The 17,164-nt window shown below is 34.2% G+C and carries 11 protein-coding genes and 2 pseudogenes; 11 read left to right on the top strand and 2 right to left on the bottom strand.

Annotation, left to right across the window (positions count from 1 at the left end):
• The first annotated feature begins 21 nt into the window (after window positions 1-21).
• The 4 genes from K5I29_RS00195 to eno all read left to right on the top strand — a co-directional run bounded on the left by K5I29_RS00195 (window position 22) and on the right by eno (window position 4,163).
• On the top strand, window positions 22-1,014 hold the full coding sequence (locus K5I29_RS00195; protein ID WP_264433885.1) for a DNA-directed RNA polymerase subunit alpha: 993 nt from the start codon (window positions 22-24) through the stop codon (window positions 1,012-1,014).
• A gap of 40 nt (window positions 1,015-1,054) precedes the next feature.
• Window positions 1,055-1,537 (top strand): 50S ribosomal protein L17, encoded by a 483-nt coding sequence (gene rplQ / locus K5I29_RS00200; protein WP_264433886.1) that lies wholly within the window; start codon window positions 1,055-1,057, stop codon window positions 1,535-1,537.
• 120 nt (window positions 1,538-1,657) lie between these two features.
• The gene (gene carA / locus K5I29_RS00205) at window positions 1,658-2,764 is read left to right on the top strand and encodes a glutamine-hydrolyzing carbamoyl-phosphate synthase small subunit (protein ID WP_264433887.1); all 1,107 of its coding nucleotides are present in this window, start codon (window positions 1,658-1,660) and stop codon (window positions 2,762-2,764) included.
• A gap of 103 nt (window positions 2,765-2,867) precedes the next feature.
• Window positions 2,868-4,163, top strand: coding sequence for a phosphopyruvate hydratase (eno, locus tag K5I29_RS00210; RefSeq protein WP_264433888.1), 1,296 nt, complete (start codon window positions 2,868-2,870; stop codon window positions 4,161-4,163).
• A gap of 36 nt (window positions 4,164-4,199) precedes the next feature.
• Here the strand turns inward: eno and K5I29_RS00215 are convergent, their stop codons facing one another.
• Together K5I29_RS00215 and K5I29_RS00220 are read right to left on the bottom strand one after the other, a co-directional pair.
• Window positions 4,200-4,922 (bottom strand): DUF4197 domain-containing protein, encoded by a 723-nt coding sequence (locus K5I29_RS00215; protein WP_264433889.1) that lies wholly within the window; start codon window positions 4,920-4,922, stop codon window positions 4,200-4,202.
• A 52-nt stretch (window positions 4,923-4,974) separates the two neighbouring features.
• A pseudogene (locus tag K5I29_RS00220) lies at window positions 4,975-6,563 on the bottom strand (peptide chain release factor 3).
• Window positions 6,564-7,009: 446 nt separating this feature from the next.
• Here K5I29_RS00220 and K5I29_RS00225 point away from each other — a divergent pair.
• The 7 genes and pseudogenes from K5I29_RS00225 (at window position 7,010) to K5I29_RS00255 (ending at window position 17,161) form a co-directional block, all read left to right on the top strand.
• Window positions 7,010-8,371 (top strand): peptidylprolyl isomerase, encoded by a 1,362-nt coding sequence (locus K5I29_RS00225; RefSeq protein WP_264433890.1) that lies wholly within the window; start codon window positions 7,010-7,012, stop codon window positions 8,369-8,371.
• A gap of 70 nt (window positions 8,372-8,441) precedes the next feature.
• Window positions 8,442-9,395, top strand: coding sequence for an AAA family ATPase (locus K5I29_RS00230; RefSeq protein WP_264433891.1), 954 nt, complete (start codon window positions 8,442-8,444; stop codon window positions 9,393-9,395).
• Window positions 9,396-9,727: 332 nt separating this feature from the next.
• Window positions 9,728-12,493: a bifunctional aconitate hydratase 2/2-methylisocitrate dehydratase gene (locus tag K5I29_RS00235; RefSeq protein WP_264433892.1), complete on the top strand. Its 2,766-nt coding sequence runs from the start codon at window positions 9,728-9,730 to the stop codon at window positions 12,491-12,493.
• Between the two features lie 257 nt (window positions 12,494-12,750).
• Window positions 12,751-14,968, top strand: a pseudogene (locus K5I29_RS00240) (aconitate hydratase).
• A gap of 192 nt (window positions 14,969-15,160) precedes the next feature.
• Complete coding sequence (locus K5I29_RS00245) at window positions 15,161-15,847, top strand: DUF2490 domain-containing protein (RefSeq protein WP_264433893.1); 687 nt, start codon at window positions 15,161-15,163, stop codon at window positions 15,845-15,847.
• A 26-nt stretch (window positions 15,848-15,873) separates the two neighbouring features.
• Window positions 15,874-16,812, top strand: a complete 939-nt coding sequence (locus tag K5I29_RS00250; protein WP_264433894.1) for a citrate:proton symporter — start codon at window positions 15,874-15,876, stop codon at window positions 16,810-16,812.
• On the top strand, window positions 16,745-17,161 hold the full coding sequence (locus K5I29_RS00255) for an SLC13 family permease (protein ID WP_264433895.1): 417 nt from the start codon (window positions 16,745-16,747) through the stop codon (window positions 17,159-17,161). The genes K5I29_RS00250 and K5I29_RS00255 overlap by 68 nt, the downstream gene beginning before the upstream one ends.
• The last annotated feature ends 3 nt before the right edge of the window (window positions 17,162-17,164 follow it).

Genomic DNA, 17,164 nt, shown 5'->3' on the forward strand with positions numbered 1-17,164 from the left:
TGACATTCAGTCGAAACAATTATGGCATTATTTAATTTTCAAAAGCCCGATAAAGTTATCATGATCGATTCAACCGATTTTGAAGGGAAATTCGAATTTCGTCCTTTAGAGCCTGGTTATGGATTGACTGTTGGTAACGCATTAAGACGTGTTTTGCTTTCTTCTTTAGAAGGATATGCTATCACTTCAGTTAGAATTGAAGGAGTTCCTCATGAATTCTCTGCAATAACAGGGGTGGTTGAAGATGTTACAGAAATCATATTAAATTTAAAACAAGTTCGTTTTAAACGTAGTGTTGAAGATGTAGATAACGAATCGGTAAGCATGTCTTTCACAGGAAAAGATCAGTTAACAGCGGGTGATTTCCAGAAATTTATTTCAGGATTTCAAGTTTTAAACCCAGAGTTAGTGATTTGTAACTTAGAACCAAGCGTTAACCTTGTAATGGATATTACCATTGAAAAAGGTAGAGGTTATGTTCCTGCAGAAGAGAATAAAAAACAAAATGCACCAATAGGCACAATTTTTACTGACGCTATTTATACGCCAGTTAAAAACGTGAAATATTCTATCGAAAACTTTCGTGTAGAACAAAAAACTGACTATGAAAAGTTAGTCTTCGAAATTAAGACAGACGGATCTATTCATCCTAAAGATGCATTGACAGAAGCAGCTAAAACATTGATACATCACTTTATGTTGTTTTCTGACGAAAGAATTACACTTGAGGCTGATGAAATTGCTCAAACAGAATCATATGATGAAGAATCATTACACATGCGCCAGTTGTTAAAAACTAAGCTTGTGGATATGGACTTATCTGTAAGAGCACTAAATTGTTTAAAAGCGGCTGAAGTTGAAACACTTGGCGATTTAGTAACGTATAATAAAAATGACTTAATGAAATTCCGTAATTTCGGAAAAAAATCATTAACAGAGTTAGACGAATTAGTTGCTGTTAAAGGTTTGAGTTTTGGAATGGACTTAAGCAAATATAAATTAGATAAAGAATAATCTAGTCTGCATTTTGCAAGATTAAATTCAAGATAGTCACATGAGACACGGAAAGAAAATTAATCATTTAAGTAGAAAATCTGCTCATAGAAATTCTATGTTAGCTAATATGGCTTGTTCTTTAATTGAACACAAGCGTATTAATACTACTGTTGCTAAAGCAAAAGCTTTAAAACAATTTGTTGAGCCTTTAGTGACAAAATCAAAAGAAGATACTACTCATAACAGACGTATTGTTTTTTCATATTTGAAAGACAAATATGCTGTAACTGAGTTATTCAGAGAAGTTGCTGCTAAAGTAGGTGATCGTCCAGGAGGATACACTCGTATTATTAAGTTAGGTAACCGTTTAGGTGATAATGCTGATATGGCAATGATCGAATTGGTTGACTTTAACGAATTGTACAACGGTGGTAAAAAAGAAGTTAAAAAAGCTTCAACTCGTCGTGGTAGATCTAAAAAAGCTGAAGCTACAACTGAAGCTCCAGCTACTGAAACTGAAACTTCTTCAACTGAAGAGTAATATCATTTATGGTATAAGTTCATACATAAGGATAGACATTTTTTGTCTATCCTTTTTTTTATTTTTTAGAGTTCCCCATTTTTTTTAATTACATTTGCAAAATTTTCAATACAGCTTATAATGAAATACAAACAACGCGAACAGGCAATTCTTTTACTTAGTGATGGTACGGTTTTTTACGGAAAATCTATTGGGATTAAAGGTAAAACTTTTGGTGAGGTATGTTTTAATACTGGAATGACCGGATATCAAGAAATTTTTACAGACCCATCTTACTACGGTCAAATTATGGTTGCCGCAACACCTCATATTGGTAATTATGGTATTCATCACGATGAAAATGATTCTGACGGTGTAAAAATCGCGGGATTAGTTTGTAGAAACTTTAGTTTTGATTACTCTCGTCCAGATGCGGAAGAAGATTTATTGAGCTATTTTACTAAATTGAATTTAGTAGTTATTTCAGACGTTGATACACGTGCCTTAGTTCGTTATATTCGTGATAACGGTGCTCAGAATGCTGTTATTTGTACTGACGGAACTTCGTTAGAAGATTTAAAAGCAGAATTAGCCCAAGTACCTGGTATGAAAGGTTTAGAATTGGCTTCTGCTGTTTCTACTAAAGAACCTTATTTCTTTGGAGATGCAAATGCGACCTATAAAGTTGCTGCCTTAGATTTAGGAGTTAAAACAAATATATTACGTTGTTTAGCAGAAAGAGATTGTTATATTAAAGTTTTTCCTTATAACACACCATTTGCAGAATTAGCAGCTTTTAATCCAGATGGTTATTTCTTATCAAATGGTCCTGGTGATCCAGAACCCTTAAAACAAGTTCAAGCTACAGCAAATGAAATGATTGCTTCTAACAAACCCGTTTTTGGTATTTGTTTAGGACATCAAGTTCTAGGTTTAGCTAACGGAATTGCAACTTATAAAATGTTTAACGGTCACCGTGGTATCAACCACCCGGTAATGAATGTTATTACAGGTAAAGGAGAAATTACTTCTCAAAACCATGGTTTCGCAATTGTGCGTGAAGATTTAGAAAAAAATGATTTGTTTGAGTTAACACACGAACATTTAAACGATCAAACAGTTGCTGGTATGCGTATGAAAGGTAAACAAGTTTTTTCGGTGCAGTTTCACCCAGAATCTTCGCCTGGACCGCATGATTCTCGCTATTTGTTTGACGATTTCGTTGCATACATGCAATCACATAAATAATAATTTGCGTGGGCTAATTGCTCGCGCTTTTTTATTTTTAACAACTAATAAAAAAGTTTACATTTGTAAAAATGTCTAACACCAAAACAATACACACTAAATAATGAGCATGATTATAAAAGTTCACGCACGTCAAATATTAGATTCGCGTGGAAACCCAACGGTTGAAGTTGATGTTGTAACAGAAAATAATGTTTTAGGAAGAGCTGCAGTACCTTCAGGTGCTTCTACAGGCGAACACGAAGCTGTAGAATTACGTGACGGCGGAAATACCTTTATGGGTAAAGGCGTTTTAAAAGCAGTAGAAAATGTTAATACCATTATTGCTGAAAATATTATTGGTATTTCTGTTTTTGAACAGAATGCGATTGATAAAATCATGATTGAACTTGACGGAACAGCAAACAAATCTAATTTAGGCGCAAATGCCATTTTAGGTGTTTCTTTAGCTGTTGCTAAAGCTGCTGCTGCCGAGCTTGGTTTACCTTTATATCGTTATATCGGTGGTGTTTCTGCAAATACTTTACCTGTGCCAATGATGAACATTATTAACGGCGGATCACATTCTGACGCACCTATTGCGTTTCAAGAATTTATGATCATGCCTGTTAAAGCAAAAAACTTTACACACGCCATGCAAATGGGAACCGAAGTTTTTCATCATTTAAAAAATGTTTTACACAACCGTAATTTATCTACAGCAGTTGGTGATGAAGGTGGATTTGCACCGAATTTAGCTGGTGGTACCGAAGATGCTTTAGATTCTATTAAATTAGCAGTTGAAAAAGCGGGGTATGTTTTTGGTGAAGATATTATGATTGCTTTAGATTGTGCTGCTTCAGAATTTTATGTAAACGGAAAATACGATTATACTAAATTTGAAGGCGAAACAGGTAAAATTCGTACTTCAGAAGAACAAGCGCTTTACTTAGCATCATTATGTGATAAATACCCAATTATTTCTATTGAAGATGGTATGTATGAAGATGATTGGGCTGGATGGAAATTTTTAACAGAAAAGATAGGTAACCGTGTACAATTAGTTGGAGACGATTTATTTGTAACCAATGTAGAGCGTTTATCTCGTGGAATTACAGAAGATACTGCCAATTCAATTTTAATTAAAGTAAACCAAATTGGTACGTTAACCGAAACAATTGCAGCAGTTAATATGGCACATAATGCCGGATATACATCGGTTATGTCGCACCGTTCTGGTGAAACAGAAGATACAACCATTGCAGATTTAGCGGTAGCATTAAACTGCGGCCAAATTAAAACAGGTTCTGCTTCTCGTTCTGACCGTATGGCAAAATACAATCAATTATTACGTATTGAAGAAGAATTAGGTGATGTGGCATATTACCCACAGCTTAAAGCTTTCAAAGTAATTAAGTAATTAAATAAAAAAAGCAGCATTTATATGCTGCTTTTTTTATTTATTATCTTGCAAAGCAAAAACCGATTTTAGTAAAATGGTACTGCGGTTAGCAACGTTAGTACGAATATCAACTTCTTCTTGCTCAATCATGGTATAAACGCCATTCATGGCTTGTTGCGTTACATAATTGGTTAAATCTGGATTTACCTTTTTTACTAACGGAATTTGGTTGTACGTAGTAATTAATTCAGCCCAAACTTTATCAGCACCAACCTTGGTAAATGATTCTTGTATAATTGGCGAAAACTTATCATACAACTGATTCGCTGTTTGTTTTTCTAAATATTGCGTTGCAGCATTGTTAGCACCCATTAAAATTTGCTTGGCATCTGTAATGGTTAAATTAGAAATAGCTTGTACAAAAATTGGCGTAGCTTCTTTTACCGCTTGGCTCGCCGTTTCGTTTAACGCTTTAATACCTTGGTCTGCTAAACTACCTAAACCAACGCTACGTAGTGTTTTTTCAACTTGCTGTAGCTCTTCGGGCAAAGTAATTCTAACCAATTCATTAGCGTAAAAACCATTGTTTGTGGTTAATTCGCTTACTTGTTTGCTTACGCCTAGCTGTAATGCTTCTTTTAGTCCGTTTGCAATTTGGGTTTGCCCAATTTGGGTTTGTGTGGTTTGTTGTGAAGCTTGGTTTATCACTTCTTGTAAACCGCCACAAGCGCTTAATAAAAAGCTAACCAACAAACAGGTTATTGCTGTTTTTTTCATTGAATATTATTTTTAGTTGAATGAAAAAAGCTGCTTATCTAGCAGCTTTTTGTTATTTGTATTCCGAAACGTAATGTAATTTTACCGACGGATATTTTTGTAACGTCATTTGAATTGAAAATTCTGAATCTGCCAAGAAAACCAAGGCTCCAAATTTATCTTTAGCTAAAAACTTTTGTTTGATGCGTTTAAATTCTGCAAATTCTTCATTTTTAGGGTCCGTAGGTTCAACCCAACAAGCTTTGTGCGCCGGGAAATTTTCGTACGAACATTTTGCACCATATTCGTGTTCTAAACGATACTGAATAACTTCGTATTGTAAAGCACCAACGGTACCAATAACTTTACGGCCGTTTATTTCTAAAGTAAACAACTGCGCAACTCCTTCGTCCATCAATTGGTTAATCCCTTTTTCCAATTGTTTAGATTTTAACGGATCAGCATTGTTAATATACCTAAAATGCTCGGGTGAGAAACTCGGAATTCCTTTAAAGCTCATCAATTCGCCTTCAGTAAGCGTATCACCAATTTTAAAGTTTCCGGTATCGTGTAAACCTACAATATCACCGCGTAAGAAACGTCAACAATTTCTTTTTTCTCTGCAAAAAAGGCATTTGGTGACGAGAATTTTAAATTTTTACCTAAACGTACGTGTTGGTATGGTTTGTTACGTTCAAACGTTCCTGAAACAATTTTAACAAACGCAATACGGTCACGGTGTTTCGGGTCCATATTGGCGTGAATTTTAAATACAAAGCCAGAAAATTTATTTTCGTGCGCATCTACCAAACGCGTGTCTGAATCTTTTGGTTGTGGTGAAGGTGCTATTTCTATAAAACAATCTAACAATTCACGTACTCCAAAATTATTTAAGGCAGAACCAAAAAATACCGGTTGTGATTTTCCACTTAAATATTCTTCTCTATCAAAATCTGGATAAACTTCATGAACCAATTCAAGTTCTTCACGAAGTTTTTCGGCTGGTTTATCACCAATTAATTTATTCAATTCGGGCGAATCTAAATCTGCAATAGAAATCGTTTCTTCAATATTTTTGCGCGAATCTCCGCTAAACAAGTTTACATTTTTTTCCCAAATGTTGTAAATACCTTTAAAATCGTATCCCATCCCGATCGGGAAAGAAAGTGGGGTAACGCGTAAACCTAGTTTGGTTTCAACTTCATCTAATAAATCAAACGCATCTTTACCTTCACGGTCTAATTTGTTAATAAAAACAATCATCGGAATGTTACGCATTCTACAAACTTCAACTAGTTTTTCCGTTTGCTCTTCAACCCCTTTTGCTACGTCAACCACAACAATTACCGAATCTACCGCTGTTAAAGTACGGTATGTATCTTCGGCAAAATCTTTATGCCCTGGCGTATCTAAAATATTAATTTTTTTGTCTTTATAATTAAAAGCTAAAACAGACGTAGCAACAGAAATTCCTCTTTGACGTTCAATTTCCATAAAGTCAGAAGTTGCGCCTTTTTTAATTTTATTACTTTTTACAGCACCAGCTTCTTGAATGGCACCACCAAATAAAAGTAATTTTTCTGTTAACGTAGTTTTACCTGCGTCAGGGTGTGCAATAACCCCAAAGGTTCTTCTGCGTTCTATTTCTTTAATATAGCTCATTTTAATCCAAAAATTTTTGTGCAAAAATAGGTATTATTTCATAAAATATAGAATATGTGCGCATTATTGCATCAATTATAAAACAAATTTTTTTAGTTCGTGCAAATTTGTCGTTCTATATGCTTACTTTTAGGCCAAATTTTAAATTGCTTTTAAAAGCTATTTAAAAAACTTTCCTGACTATGATTTTAGGCTTGGTTACTGAGCTTTAAATTGTTAATCATTTTGTAAATTTTACTTGATTGCTGCGTTTAATGGTTTTAAATTGAAACCAATTTTTAAATTTGTGAGTAAGCAAGTTATTTTTTGCTTATTTATTGAGGTAAAATAGAAATATATTTTAAATTTACTAGCTGGTAAAGTTGTTGAAGAGAGGGTGAAACTTTAAATTGGGCAACATCTAATAAATAATGCTTGGCATTAAAAAATAAATAACAAAGTAAACAATGATAAAAAAATTATTAGTTTTTTCAAAAGCTTTAACCATAGGATTCATTGGCTTGTATGCCATGCAAGCACAAGCTCAAAAAAAACGCATTGATGGAGTTATTGGAGTTGTGGGCGATTATGTAATTCTAGATTCGGATATTGATAAAACGTTTTTAGAACTTTCGGCTCAAAACATTCCAACAAAAGATATTTCGCGATGCGAGCTGTTGGGAAAATTATTAGAAGAAAAAGTTTTTGCTCACCAAGCCATTCAGGATTCTATTATAGTAACTGATGCAGAAATAAGCAGTATTGTTGATCAGCAAATTGCTGCCATGACCGATCAAATTGGTTCGGTACAAAAAATTGTTGATTTTTATAAGAAAAAAGATTTAGATGATTTAAAAGCTGCTTTATCTGAAATTATTAAAGACGGAAAATTGGCTGATGAAATGCGCCGTAAAATTATTGATGAAGTTGAAGTAAATCCGGAAGAAGTTCGTCAGTTCTTTGCATCTATCCCAAAAGATTCTTTACCTTATTTTGGTGCTGAAATCGAAATTGCTCAAATTGTTTTTAAACCTATTATATCGCAAGATGCAAAAAACGATGTTATTAATCGTTTAAAAGAAATTAGACAAGAAGTTTTAGACGGAAGTTCGTTTTTTACTAAAGCCGTTTTATATACCGAAGATCCGGGATCTAAAGCAACAGGTGGTTATTATAAAATGAATCGTAAAACACCATTTGTTAAAGAGTTTAAAGATGTGGCGTTTAGTTTAAAAGAAGGAGAAATTTCTCAGCCTTTTGAAACTGAGTTTGGGTACCATATTATTTACTTAGAAAAAATTAAAGGGCAAGATTTAGAATTACGACATATTTTATTATCACCTAAAGTTTCGGCTTCAGCAGAATTAGAAGCTCGTGAACGTGCAGAAAAAGTAAGAAATGAAATTATTGCTGGTGATATTACTTTTGCAGATGCTGCCAAAAAATATTCTGACGAAAAAGAAACTAAAAACAGCGGAGGTAATTTAATTAATCCTCGTACGTTAGAAACGCGTTTTGAATTGGTAAAACTAGATCCAAACTTATATTCTAAAGTTTCTGGTTTAGAGGTAAACGAAGTTTCGTTTCCGTATTCAGAAACCGATATGCAAGGTAATAAGCAATTTAAAATTTTTACGGTTGTTAACAAATGGGACGAACATTTAGCTGATTTCTCTACCGATTATATGAAAATTAGAGATTTAGCTTTAAACAGAAAACAAACGCAAGAAATTAATAAGTGGATGCAAAAAACAATAGAAGATACCTATATTTTTGTTGCACCAGATTACAAAACTTGTGCGTTTGAAAACAATTGGTTTAAAAAATAAATTTTTTAAAATACGTAAAAAGAGTTAGTTTAGTTATTACTAAATTAACTCTTTTTTTATTCAATAATATATGTCAGATGTAGCCATAATAAAACAATTGCTAGAAAAGCACCAACAATTAAAATCCGAAATTGCTCAAGTAATTGTAGGGCAACATCAGGTTATAGATCAAATTATTTTAAGTGTTTTTTCTGGTGGTCATGCCTTGCTTATTGGCGTACCCGGATTAGCCAAAACATTAATGGTACAAACTATAGCACAAGCTTTAGGTCTGAACTTTAAACGCATTCAATTTACTCCAGATTTGATGCCATCGGATATTTTAGGAAATGAAATTTTAGATGAAAACAGAAATTTTAAATTTTTACCAGGACCTATTTTTTCTAACATTATTTTGGCTGATGAAATAAACAGAACCCCGCCTAAAACACAAGCTGCCTTGCTAGAAGCTATGCAAGAAAAAGCGGTAACTATTGCCGGTGTTGCTAATAAATTACCGCATCCGTTTTTTGTATTAGCCACTCAGAATCCGATAGAACAAGAAGGAACGTATCCGTTGCCCGAAGCGCAATTGGATAGATTTATGTTTGCCATTCAGTTAGAATACCCAAGCTTTTTGGAAGAAGTCGAAGTGGTAAAAAATACAACTTCAACACAAAATAAAGCAGTTAAACCGCTTTTTACGGCTGATGAAATAGTCACTTTTCAGCAAGTAATTCGCAAAGTTCCGGTAGCCGATAATGTTATTGAATATGCGGTTAAATTGGTAAACAAAACCCGGCCAACTAGTGAATTTGCTCCAGAAATTACCAAACAATATATTGATTGGGGGGCTGGCCCACGTGCTTCTCAAAATTTAATTTTAGCAGCTAAAACCCATGCTGTACTTTCGGGCAAGTTTTCGCCAGATATCGAAAATGTACAAGCGGTTGCTGTTGGTATTTTGCGCCACCGTATTGTAAAAAATTACCGCGCAGAAGCCGAAAAAATTTCTGACGAACAAATAATTACAAGCCTTTTCTAATCCTTTTAAAATATCAATTTCATAGTATTTGTCTTGGTTTTTTTAGAATTTTGCAATAATAAATATTGATTTTAAATATTTGTAATTTATATAGCCTTTTTCTTGAGTTTATTAAGTTTTTTTCATTGAAATGCAAAAAACACAAATAATAATTCTTTTAAAACAACTAAAAGCTAAAAATTTTTAAATTTCAATTCTATTGCGTAAATTTGCAATGTTTTTAAGGGCATAGCTGCCTATTAAACAAGCACTAAAAAATATAACATTAATATAATTACATGGTTGAACTAAAGTTTTATCGCGTTTAATTCAACTATAAATATCAAACAACTATGAACCTTTACAAGGATTATCTTAACGAAATCGAAGAAAGAAAAGCTCAAGGTTTACACCCAAAACCAATTGATGGGGCTGAATTATTAAGCGAAATTATCGCTCAAATTAAAGATGTAAATAATGCAGAAAGAGAAAATTCTCTAAAAATGTTTATTTACAATACATTACCTGGTACAACGCCAGCTGCTGGAGTAAAAGCTGCTTTCTTAAAAGAAATCATCTTAGGACAAGAAGTTGTAGCTGAAATTACGCCAACTTTTGCTTTCGAATTGTTATCACACATGAAAGGTGGTCCTTCTATCGAAGTGCTTTTAGATTTAGCTTTAGGTAATAATGTTGCTATTGCAGAACAAGCTGCTAAAGTTTTAAAAACACAAGTTTTCTTATACGATGCCGATATGGATCGTTTAAAAAAGGCTTACCAAGAAAATAATGTAATTGCTAAAGATATTTTAGAAAGTTATGCTAAAGCTGAATTCTTTACAGAATTACCAGCAGTAGCTGAAGAAATTAAAGTGGTTACTTACATTGCTGCAGAAGGTGATATTTCTACAGATTTACTTTCTCCAGGTAATCAAGCGCATTCGCGTTCTGACCGTGAATTACATGGTAAATGTATGATTACGCCAGAAGCACAAGCAGAAATTAAAGCGTTACAAACATTACATCCAGATGCAAGCGTAATGCTTATTGCAGAAAAAGGAACAATGGGTGTAGGTTCATCTCGTATGTCAGGGGTTAACAACGTGGCATTATGGACAGGTAAACAAGCATCTCCGTACGTTCCATTTGTAAACATTGCGCCAATTGTTGCAGGTACAAACGGTATTTCTCCAATTTTCTTAACTACGGTTGATGTTACTGGAGGAATTGGTATCGATTTAAAAAACTGGACTAAAAAAGTTGATGCAAACGGTGAAGTTGTTCGTAACGAAAACGGTGATATTGTTTTAGAAGAAGTTTATTCTGTTGCAACAGGAACTGTTTTAACAATCAACACAAAAACTAAAAAATTATACAACGGCGATAAAGAATTAATCGATATCTCTAAAGCGTTAACTCCGCAAAAAATGGAATTCATTAAAGCTGGAGGTTCTTACGCAATCGTTTTTGGTAAAAAAGTACAAACATTTGCAGCTAAAACACTAGGAATTACAGCTCCAACTGTTTTTGCTCCTGCTAAAGAAGTTACTGTTGAAGGACAAGGATTAACAGCTGTTGAGAAAATTTTTAACCGTAACGCTGTAGGTGTTGCCGAGGGTAAAGTTTTACATGCAGGTTCAGACGTTCGTGTTGAAGTAAACATTGTAGGTTCTCAAGATACAACAGGATTAATGACGGCTCAAGAATTAGAAGCAATGGCTGCTACGGTTATTTCTCCAATTGTTGACGGTGCTTACCAATCAGGTTGTCATACAGCATCAGTTTGGGATAAAAAAGCACAAACTAATATTCCTAAATTAATGAAATTCATGAACGATTTCGGGGTAATTACAGCTCGCGATCCTAAAGGTGAATATCATGCAATGACCGACGTTATTCATAAAGTTTTAAATGATATTGCGGTTGATGATTGGGATATTATTATTGGTGGAGATTCGCACACGCGTATGTCAAAAGGTGTTGCTTTCGGTGCCGATTCAGGTACGGTAGCTTTAGCTTTAGCAACGGGTGAAGCTTCTATGCCAATTCCAGAATCTGTAAAAGTGACATTTAAAGGGGAAATGAAACCTCACATGGATTTCCGTGATGTAGTTCATGCAACACAACAACAAATGTTACAGCAGTTTGATGGTGAAAACGTTTTCCAAGGGCGTATTATCGAAGTTCACATCGGAACTTTATTAGCTGACCAAGCGTTTACATTTACTGACTGGACAGCAGAAATGAAAGCAAAAGCATCAATCTGTATTTCTCAAGACGATACTTTAATCGAATCTTTAGAAATTGCTAAATCTCGTATCCAAATCATGATCGATAAAGGTATGGATAACAAAACTGCAGTTTTACAAGGTTTAATTAACAAAGCAAACAAACGTATTGAAGAAATTAAATCAGGTGATAAACCTGCTTTAAAACCAGATGCGAATGCAAAATACTATGCAGAAGTTGTTATTGATTTAGATATTATTGATCAACCAATGATTGCGGATCCAGACGTTAACAACGAAGATATTTCAAAACGTTATACACACGATACCATTCGCGAATTATCTTTCTACGGAGGTGATAAAAAAGTAGATTTAGGTTTTGTTGGATCTTGTATGGTGCATAAAGACGATTTAAAAATCGTTTCTCAAATGTTGAAAAATGTTGAAAAACAACAAGGTGAAGTTAAATTTAACGCGCCATTAGTAGTTGCTGCTCCAACATATAACATTATTGATGAGTTAAAAGCAGAAGGTGATTGGGAATATTTACAAAAATATTCTGGGTTTGAATTCTCTGATGCTCTACCAAAAGCTAACGCACGTACAGAATACGAAAATATTATGTACCTAGAGCGCCCTGGTTGTAACTTATGTATGGGTAACCAAGAAAAAGCTGCAAAAGGAGATACGGTAATGGCAACTTCTACTCGTTTATTCCAAGGTCGTGTGGTTGAAGATAGCGAACGTAAAAAAGGAGAATCATTATTAGCATCAACTCCAGTAGTTGTTTTATCTGCAATTTTAGGTCGTATTCCAACAATTGAAGAATATAAAACTGCAGTTGAAGGTATCAACTTAACAAAATTTAAACCCGTTTCTACAAAATTATAATTTGTAAAAGCGTTATAAATTCAAAACGAGAAATCAATTAGGTTCCTCGTTTTTTTATTGTTTATATAGCTCATTTTATTTTGGGCTAAACAATTGATTAGAATCAGTTTAAATTAATTGAGTTAAGATTTATTAACAATAAAATTCTAAAAAAAGCCGTAAATTGTAAATACGTTTTTAAACAAGTTATAATTAATTAAAAATAAAATCAAACTATGGCTTTTGATATTGAAATGATTAAAAAAGTGTACGAAAAAATGCCAGCTCGTGTTGATAAAGCGCGTGAATTGGTAGGGCGTCCGTTAACACTTTCAGAAAAAATTTTATATGCTCACCTTTGGGATGGTACGCCAACCAAAAAGTTTGAAAGAGCAAAAGATTATGTAGATTTTGCACCAGACCGCGTAGCGTGTCAAGATGCAACAGCACAAATGGCCTTATTGCAATTTATGCATGCAGGTAAAGATAAAGTTGCAGTGCCAACCACAGTGCATTGTGATCACTTAATTCAAGCTAAAGTTGGTGCAGATAAAGATTTAGCTGTTGCCAATAAGCAATCTAAAGAAGTTTTTGATTTCCTTTCATCGGTTTCAAACAAATATGGTATTGGTTTCTGGAAACCAGGAGGGTATTATTCACCAAATTGTACTAGAAAATTATGCATTTCCTGGTGGATTAATGATCGGTACCGATTCGCATACTGTAAATGCAGGCGGATTAGGTATGTTAGCAATTGGTGTTGGTGGAGCCGATGCGGTTGATGTTATGTCTGGTATGGCTTGGGAACTTAAGTTTCCAAAACTAATCGGAGTTAAGCTAACCGGAAAACTAAACGGTTGGACAGCGCCTAAAGATGTTATTTTACGTGTTGCCGATATTTTAACTGTAAAAGGTGGAACGGGAGCTATTGTAGAATATTTTGGCGAAGGTGCACTTTCTATGTCAGCAACGGGTAAAGGAACCATTTGTAATATGGGTGCCGAAATTGGTGCAACAACATCTACTTTTGGTTATGACGATTCTATGCGTCGTTATCTTGCTGCAACCGGTCGTCAAGATGTAGTTGATGCTGCAGATAAAGTTGCAAGCTATTTAACTGCTGATGCTGATGTTTACACAAACCCAGAAAAATATTTTGATGAGTTAATTGAAATTAACCTTTCTGAACTTGAACCATATATCAATGGGCCATTTACACCAGACCGCGGAACTCCAGTTTCTAAAATGAAACAAGAAGCTGCTGCAAACGATTGGCCAACTAAGGTAGAATGGGGGTTAATAGGTTCTTGTACCAACTCATCTTACGAAGATATGTCACGCGCTGTTTCTATTGTAAACCAGGCCGTAGAATTAGGTATTAAGCCTAAAGCTGAATTTGGTATTAACCCAGGTTCTGAACAAATACGTTATACGATTGAGCGCGATGGTATGATTGCTGCTTTCGAGAAAATGGGAACAAAAGTATTTACAAACGCTTGTGGACCTTGTATTGGTCAGTGGGATCGTGCCGGGGCTGATAAACAAGAAAAAAATACCATTGTACACTCTTTTAACCGTAATTTCTCAAAACGTGCTGACGGAAATCCTAATACGCACGCCTTTGTAACTTCGCCAGAAATGGTTGCTGCTTTAGCAATTTCTGGGCGTTTAGATTTTAACCCAATTACCGATACGTTAACTAACGATAAAGGAGAACAAGTTAAATTTAAACCACCATTTGGTGATGAATTACCTAAAAAAGGTTTTGATGTAGAAGATGCAGGTTATCAAGCACCAGCTGCAAACGGAGCGTCGGTTGAGGTTGTTGTTGATCCAAATTCTTCTCGTTTACAGCTTTTAGAACCATTTGCACCTTGGGATGGTAAAAATATTACAGGTGCTAAATTGTTAATTAAGGCTTTTGGTAAATGTACTACCGACCATATTTCTATGGCTGGTCCATGGTTACGTTACCGCGGGCATTTAGATAACATATCAAACAACATGTTAATTGGTGCCGAAAATGCGTTTAACCATAAAACCAATTCGGTTAAAAATCAATTAACAGGTGAATATGGTGAAGTGCCAGCTGTGCAACGTGCCTATAAAGCTGCCGGTGTACCAACAATTGTTGTGGGCGATCAGAATTACGGAGAAGGTTCATCTCGTGAACATGCCGCTATGGAACCTCGTCATTTAGGTGTTAAAGCTGTTTTGGTAAAATCGTTTGCGCGTATTCACGAAACAAATCTTAAGAAGCAAGGTATGTTAGCTTTAACTTTTGCTAACGAAGCGGATTATGATAAAATTTTAGAAGATGATACAATTAATTTTATCGATTTACCAGAATTTGCTCCTGGGCAACCATTAACATTAGAATTAGTTCATGCTGATGGATCAAAAGATTTAATTAAAGTGAATCATACCTATAACGAGCAACAAATAGAATGGTTTAAAGCAGGTTCTGCTTTAAATTTAATTGCTGCAGGTAATTAATTCTTTTTCATATCATTTTAAAAGCCGACCTAATGGTCGGCTTTTTTATTACTATTTATGTTTTAAGATTAAAAATTGATTGTTTTTTATCGTTTTTTTTATTGTCTATATAGAAAAAAAATAAATAATTTATGATTTATTTTTTTTAGTACCGAACTTGTATAGGTGGTTCTCTGAGTAAACTGTAAACCTATGCAAAAAAGTAATTATTTTATTTGGTTTGGTTTGTGTGCCTTGTTACAATTTCAGCTATTGTTTGCACAAGATAAGTACAACATGTGGTATCAATATTTGCTACAGGCTAAAATTCATAACAAAAGTAATTTTACTGCACTTACGCAATACCGTTCATACGATTTAGCTTTTGATAATCGCGTTTTTTTAGTTGATGGCTATGTAGATTATGAATGGAAACAAGCAACCAAGCCTGCGTTAGGCTTTTTGTACTTGCATATTAGTCCATATAAGGATGAGAATACAAAAAAAATTAAACAGGAGTTTAGGCCATTTCAGCAAATAACTTACAATCATAATTTTAATCGTATTTCTTTAGCCCATCGGTTTCGATTTGAAGAACGATTGCTGTCTAATCCATCTATTTTTATTCTACGTACAAGATATTTATTATCTATTCGTGTGCCGTTTCATACATTTAGAGATAAGGAAATTTGGTATGGAATTTTTAAAAATGAAATTCGATTGAATTTAAAAAAGAATGAATTTTTTGATAGCGATCGAATCTTGGTTGGAATTGGTTGTAAATTTTCAAAAAATACAGCAATCGAAGTTGCTTATATCAATCAAATAGAAAAAAAAGACTTAAACCATTTTGCTTTTTTAGGATTCAGAAATCAGTTTGATTGGCGAAAGTCAAAATAAATTACAAGTAATTAAATTCAAAAACTATGCTTTCATTATTAGGTTTTTTAATGATTATTGTTTTTATGGTTTTAATCATGAAAAAAAAGATGACGCCATTAACAGCTTTAGTTTTAGTGCCAGTTTGTATTGCAACCTTAGCTGGATTTGGTGCAGAATTAGGACCCATGATGCAAAAAGGTGTAATAAAAATTGGTTTAACAGGGGTTATGCTAATTTTTGCGATTCTGTATTTTAGTTTAATGATTGATACAGGCTTGTTTGAACCTTTGGTAAAAACGATTTTGCGCGCTGTGCAAAATAGTCCGATTAAAACCGCTGTTGGTACTGCATTATTAACTGCCATGGTTTCTTTAGACGGCGATGGATCATCAACCTATTTAATTGTTGTTGCAGCCTTTTTTCCGCTGTATAAAAAACAAGGTATGAATCCGTTGGTATTAACATGCATTGTTATGCTAACCGCATGTATTATGAATATTTTACCTTGGGGCGGGCCAACTGCTCGGGTAATGAGTTCTCAAAACTTAAGTCATTCTGAAGTTTTTGTGCCTTTAATTCCGGTTATGATAGTGGGGTTATTGTGGGTGTTTTTTGTAGCCTATATTTTAGGAAAAAGAGAGGTAAATCGTATTTTAAAAGAAGGAAGTACGTTTGTATATAACAATAAAGATGTAATAGGTGAGGTAGATGAAACGTTACGCCGTCCTAAGTTGTTATGGTTTAATTTTATTTTAACCCTAACTTTATTAACCGTAATGGTTTTAGATGTAATTCCGCTAGCTATTTCATTTATGATTGCTTTTTGTATTGCAGCAACCATTAATTATCCGAACTTAAAAGATCAACAAAAAATAATAACGCGCCATGCTGGTAATGCCTTATCTGTTGTTGGGTATGATTTTTGGTGCTGGAGTTTTTACTGGTATTTTAGATGGTACCGGAATTATGCAAGCAATGGGTAGTTCTATTATTGCTATTGTACCTGAACAATTAGGAAGTAACTTGACAATTATTACCGCTGTTTTAAGTGTGCCGTTAACCTTTTTTCTAAATAACGATGCGTATTATTTTGGCATTTTACCCATTATCATTTCAACCGGAGAACATTTACATATTTCTGCAGCCGAATTAAGCCGAGCAAGTTTAGTAGGCCAAGCTTCTCATTTATTAAGCCCGTTAGTTCCTTCTACCTATTTGTTGGTTGCATTGGCTGGGGTAGAATTTGGCGATCATTTAAAGTTTACCTTAAAATGGGCCATCGGGTCTTGTTTGGTAATGTTGTTAGCTGCTTTGCTTTTTGGAGTAATATAAGCT

The sequence above is a fragment of the Flavobacterium agricola genome, assembly GCF_025919725.1.
Lineage (GTDB): Bacteria > Bacteroidota > Bacteroidia > Flavobacteriales > Flavobacteriaceae > Flavobacterium > Flavobacterium agricola.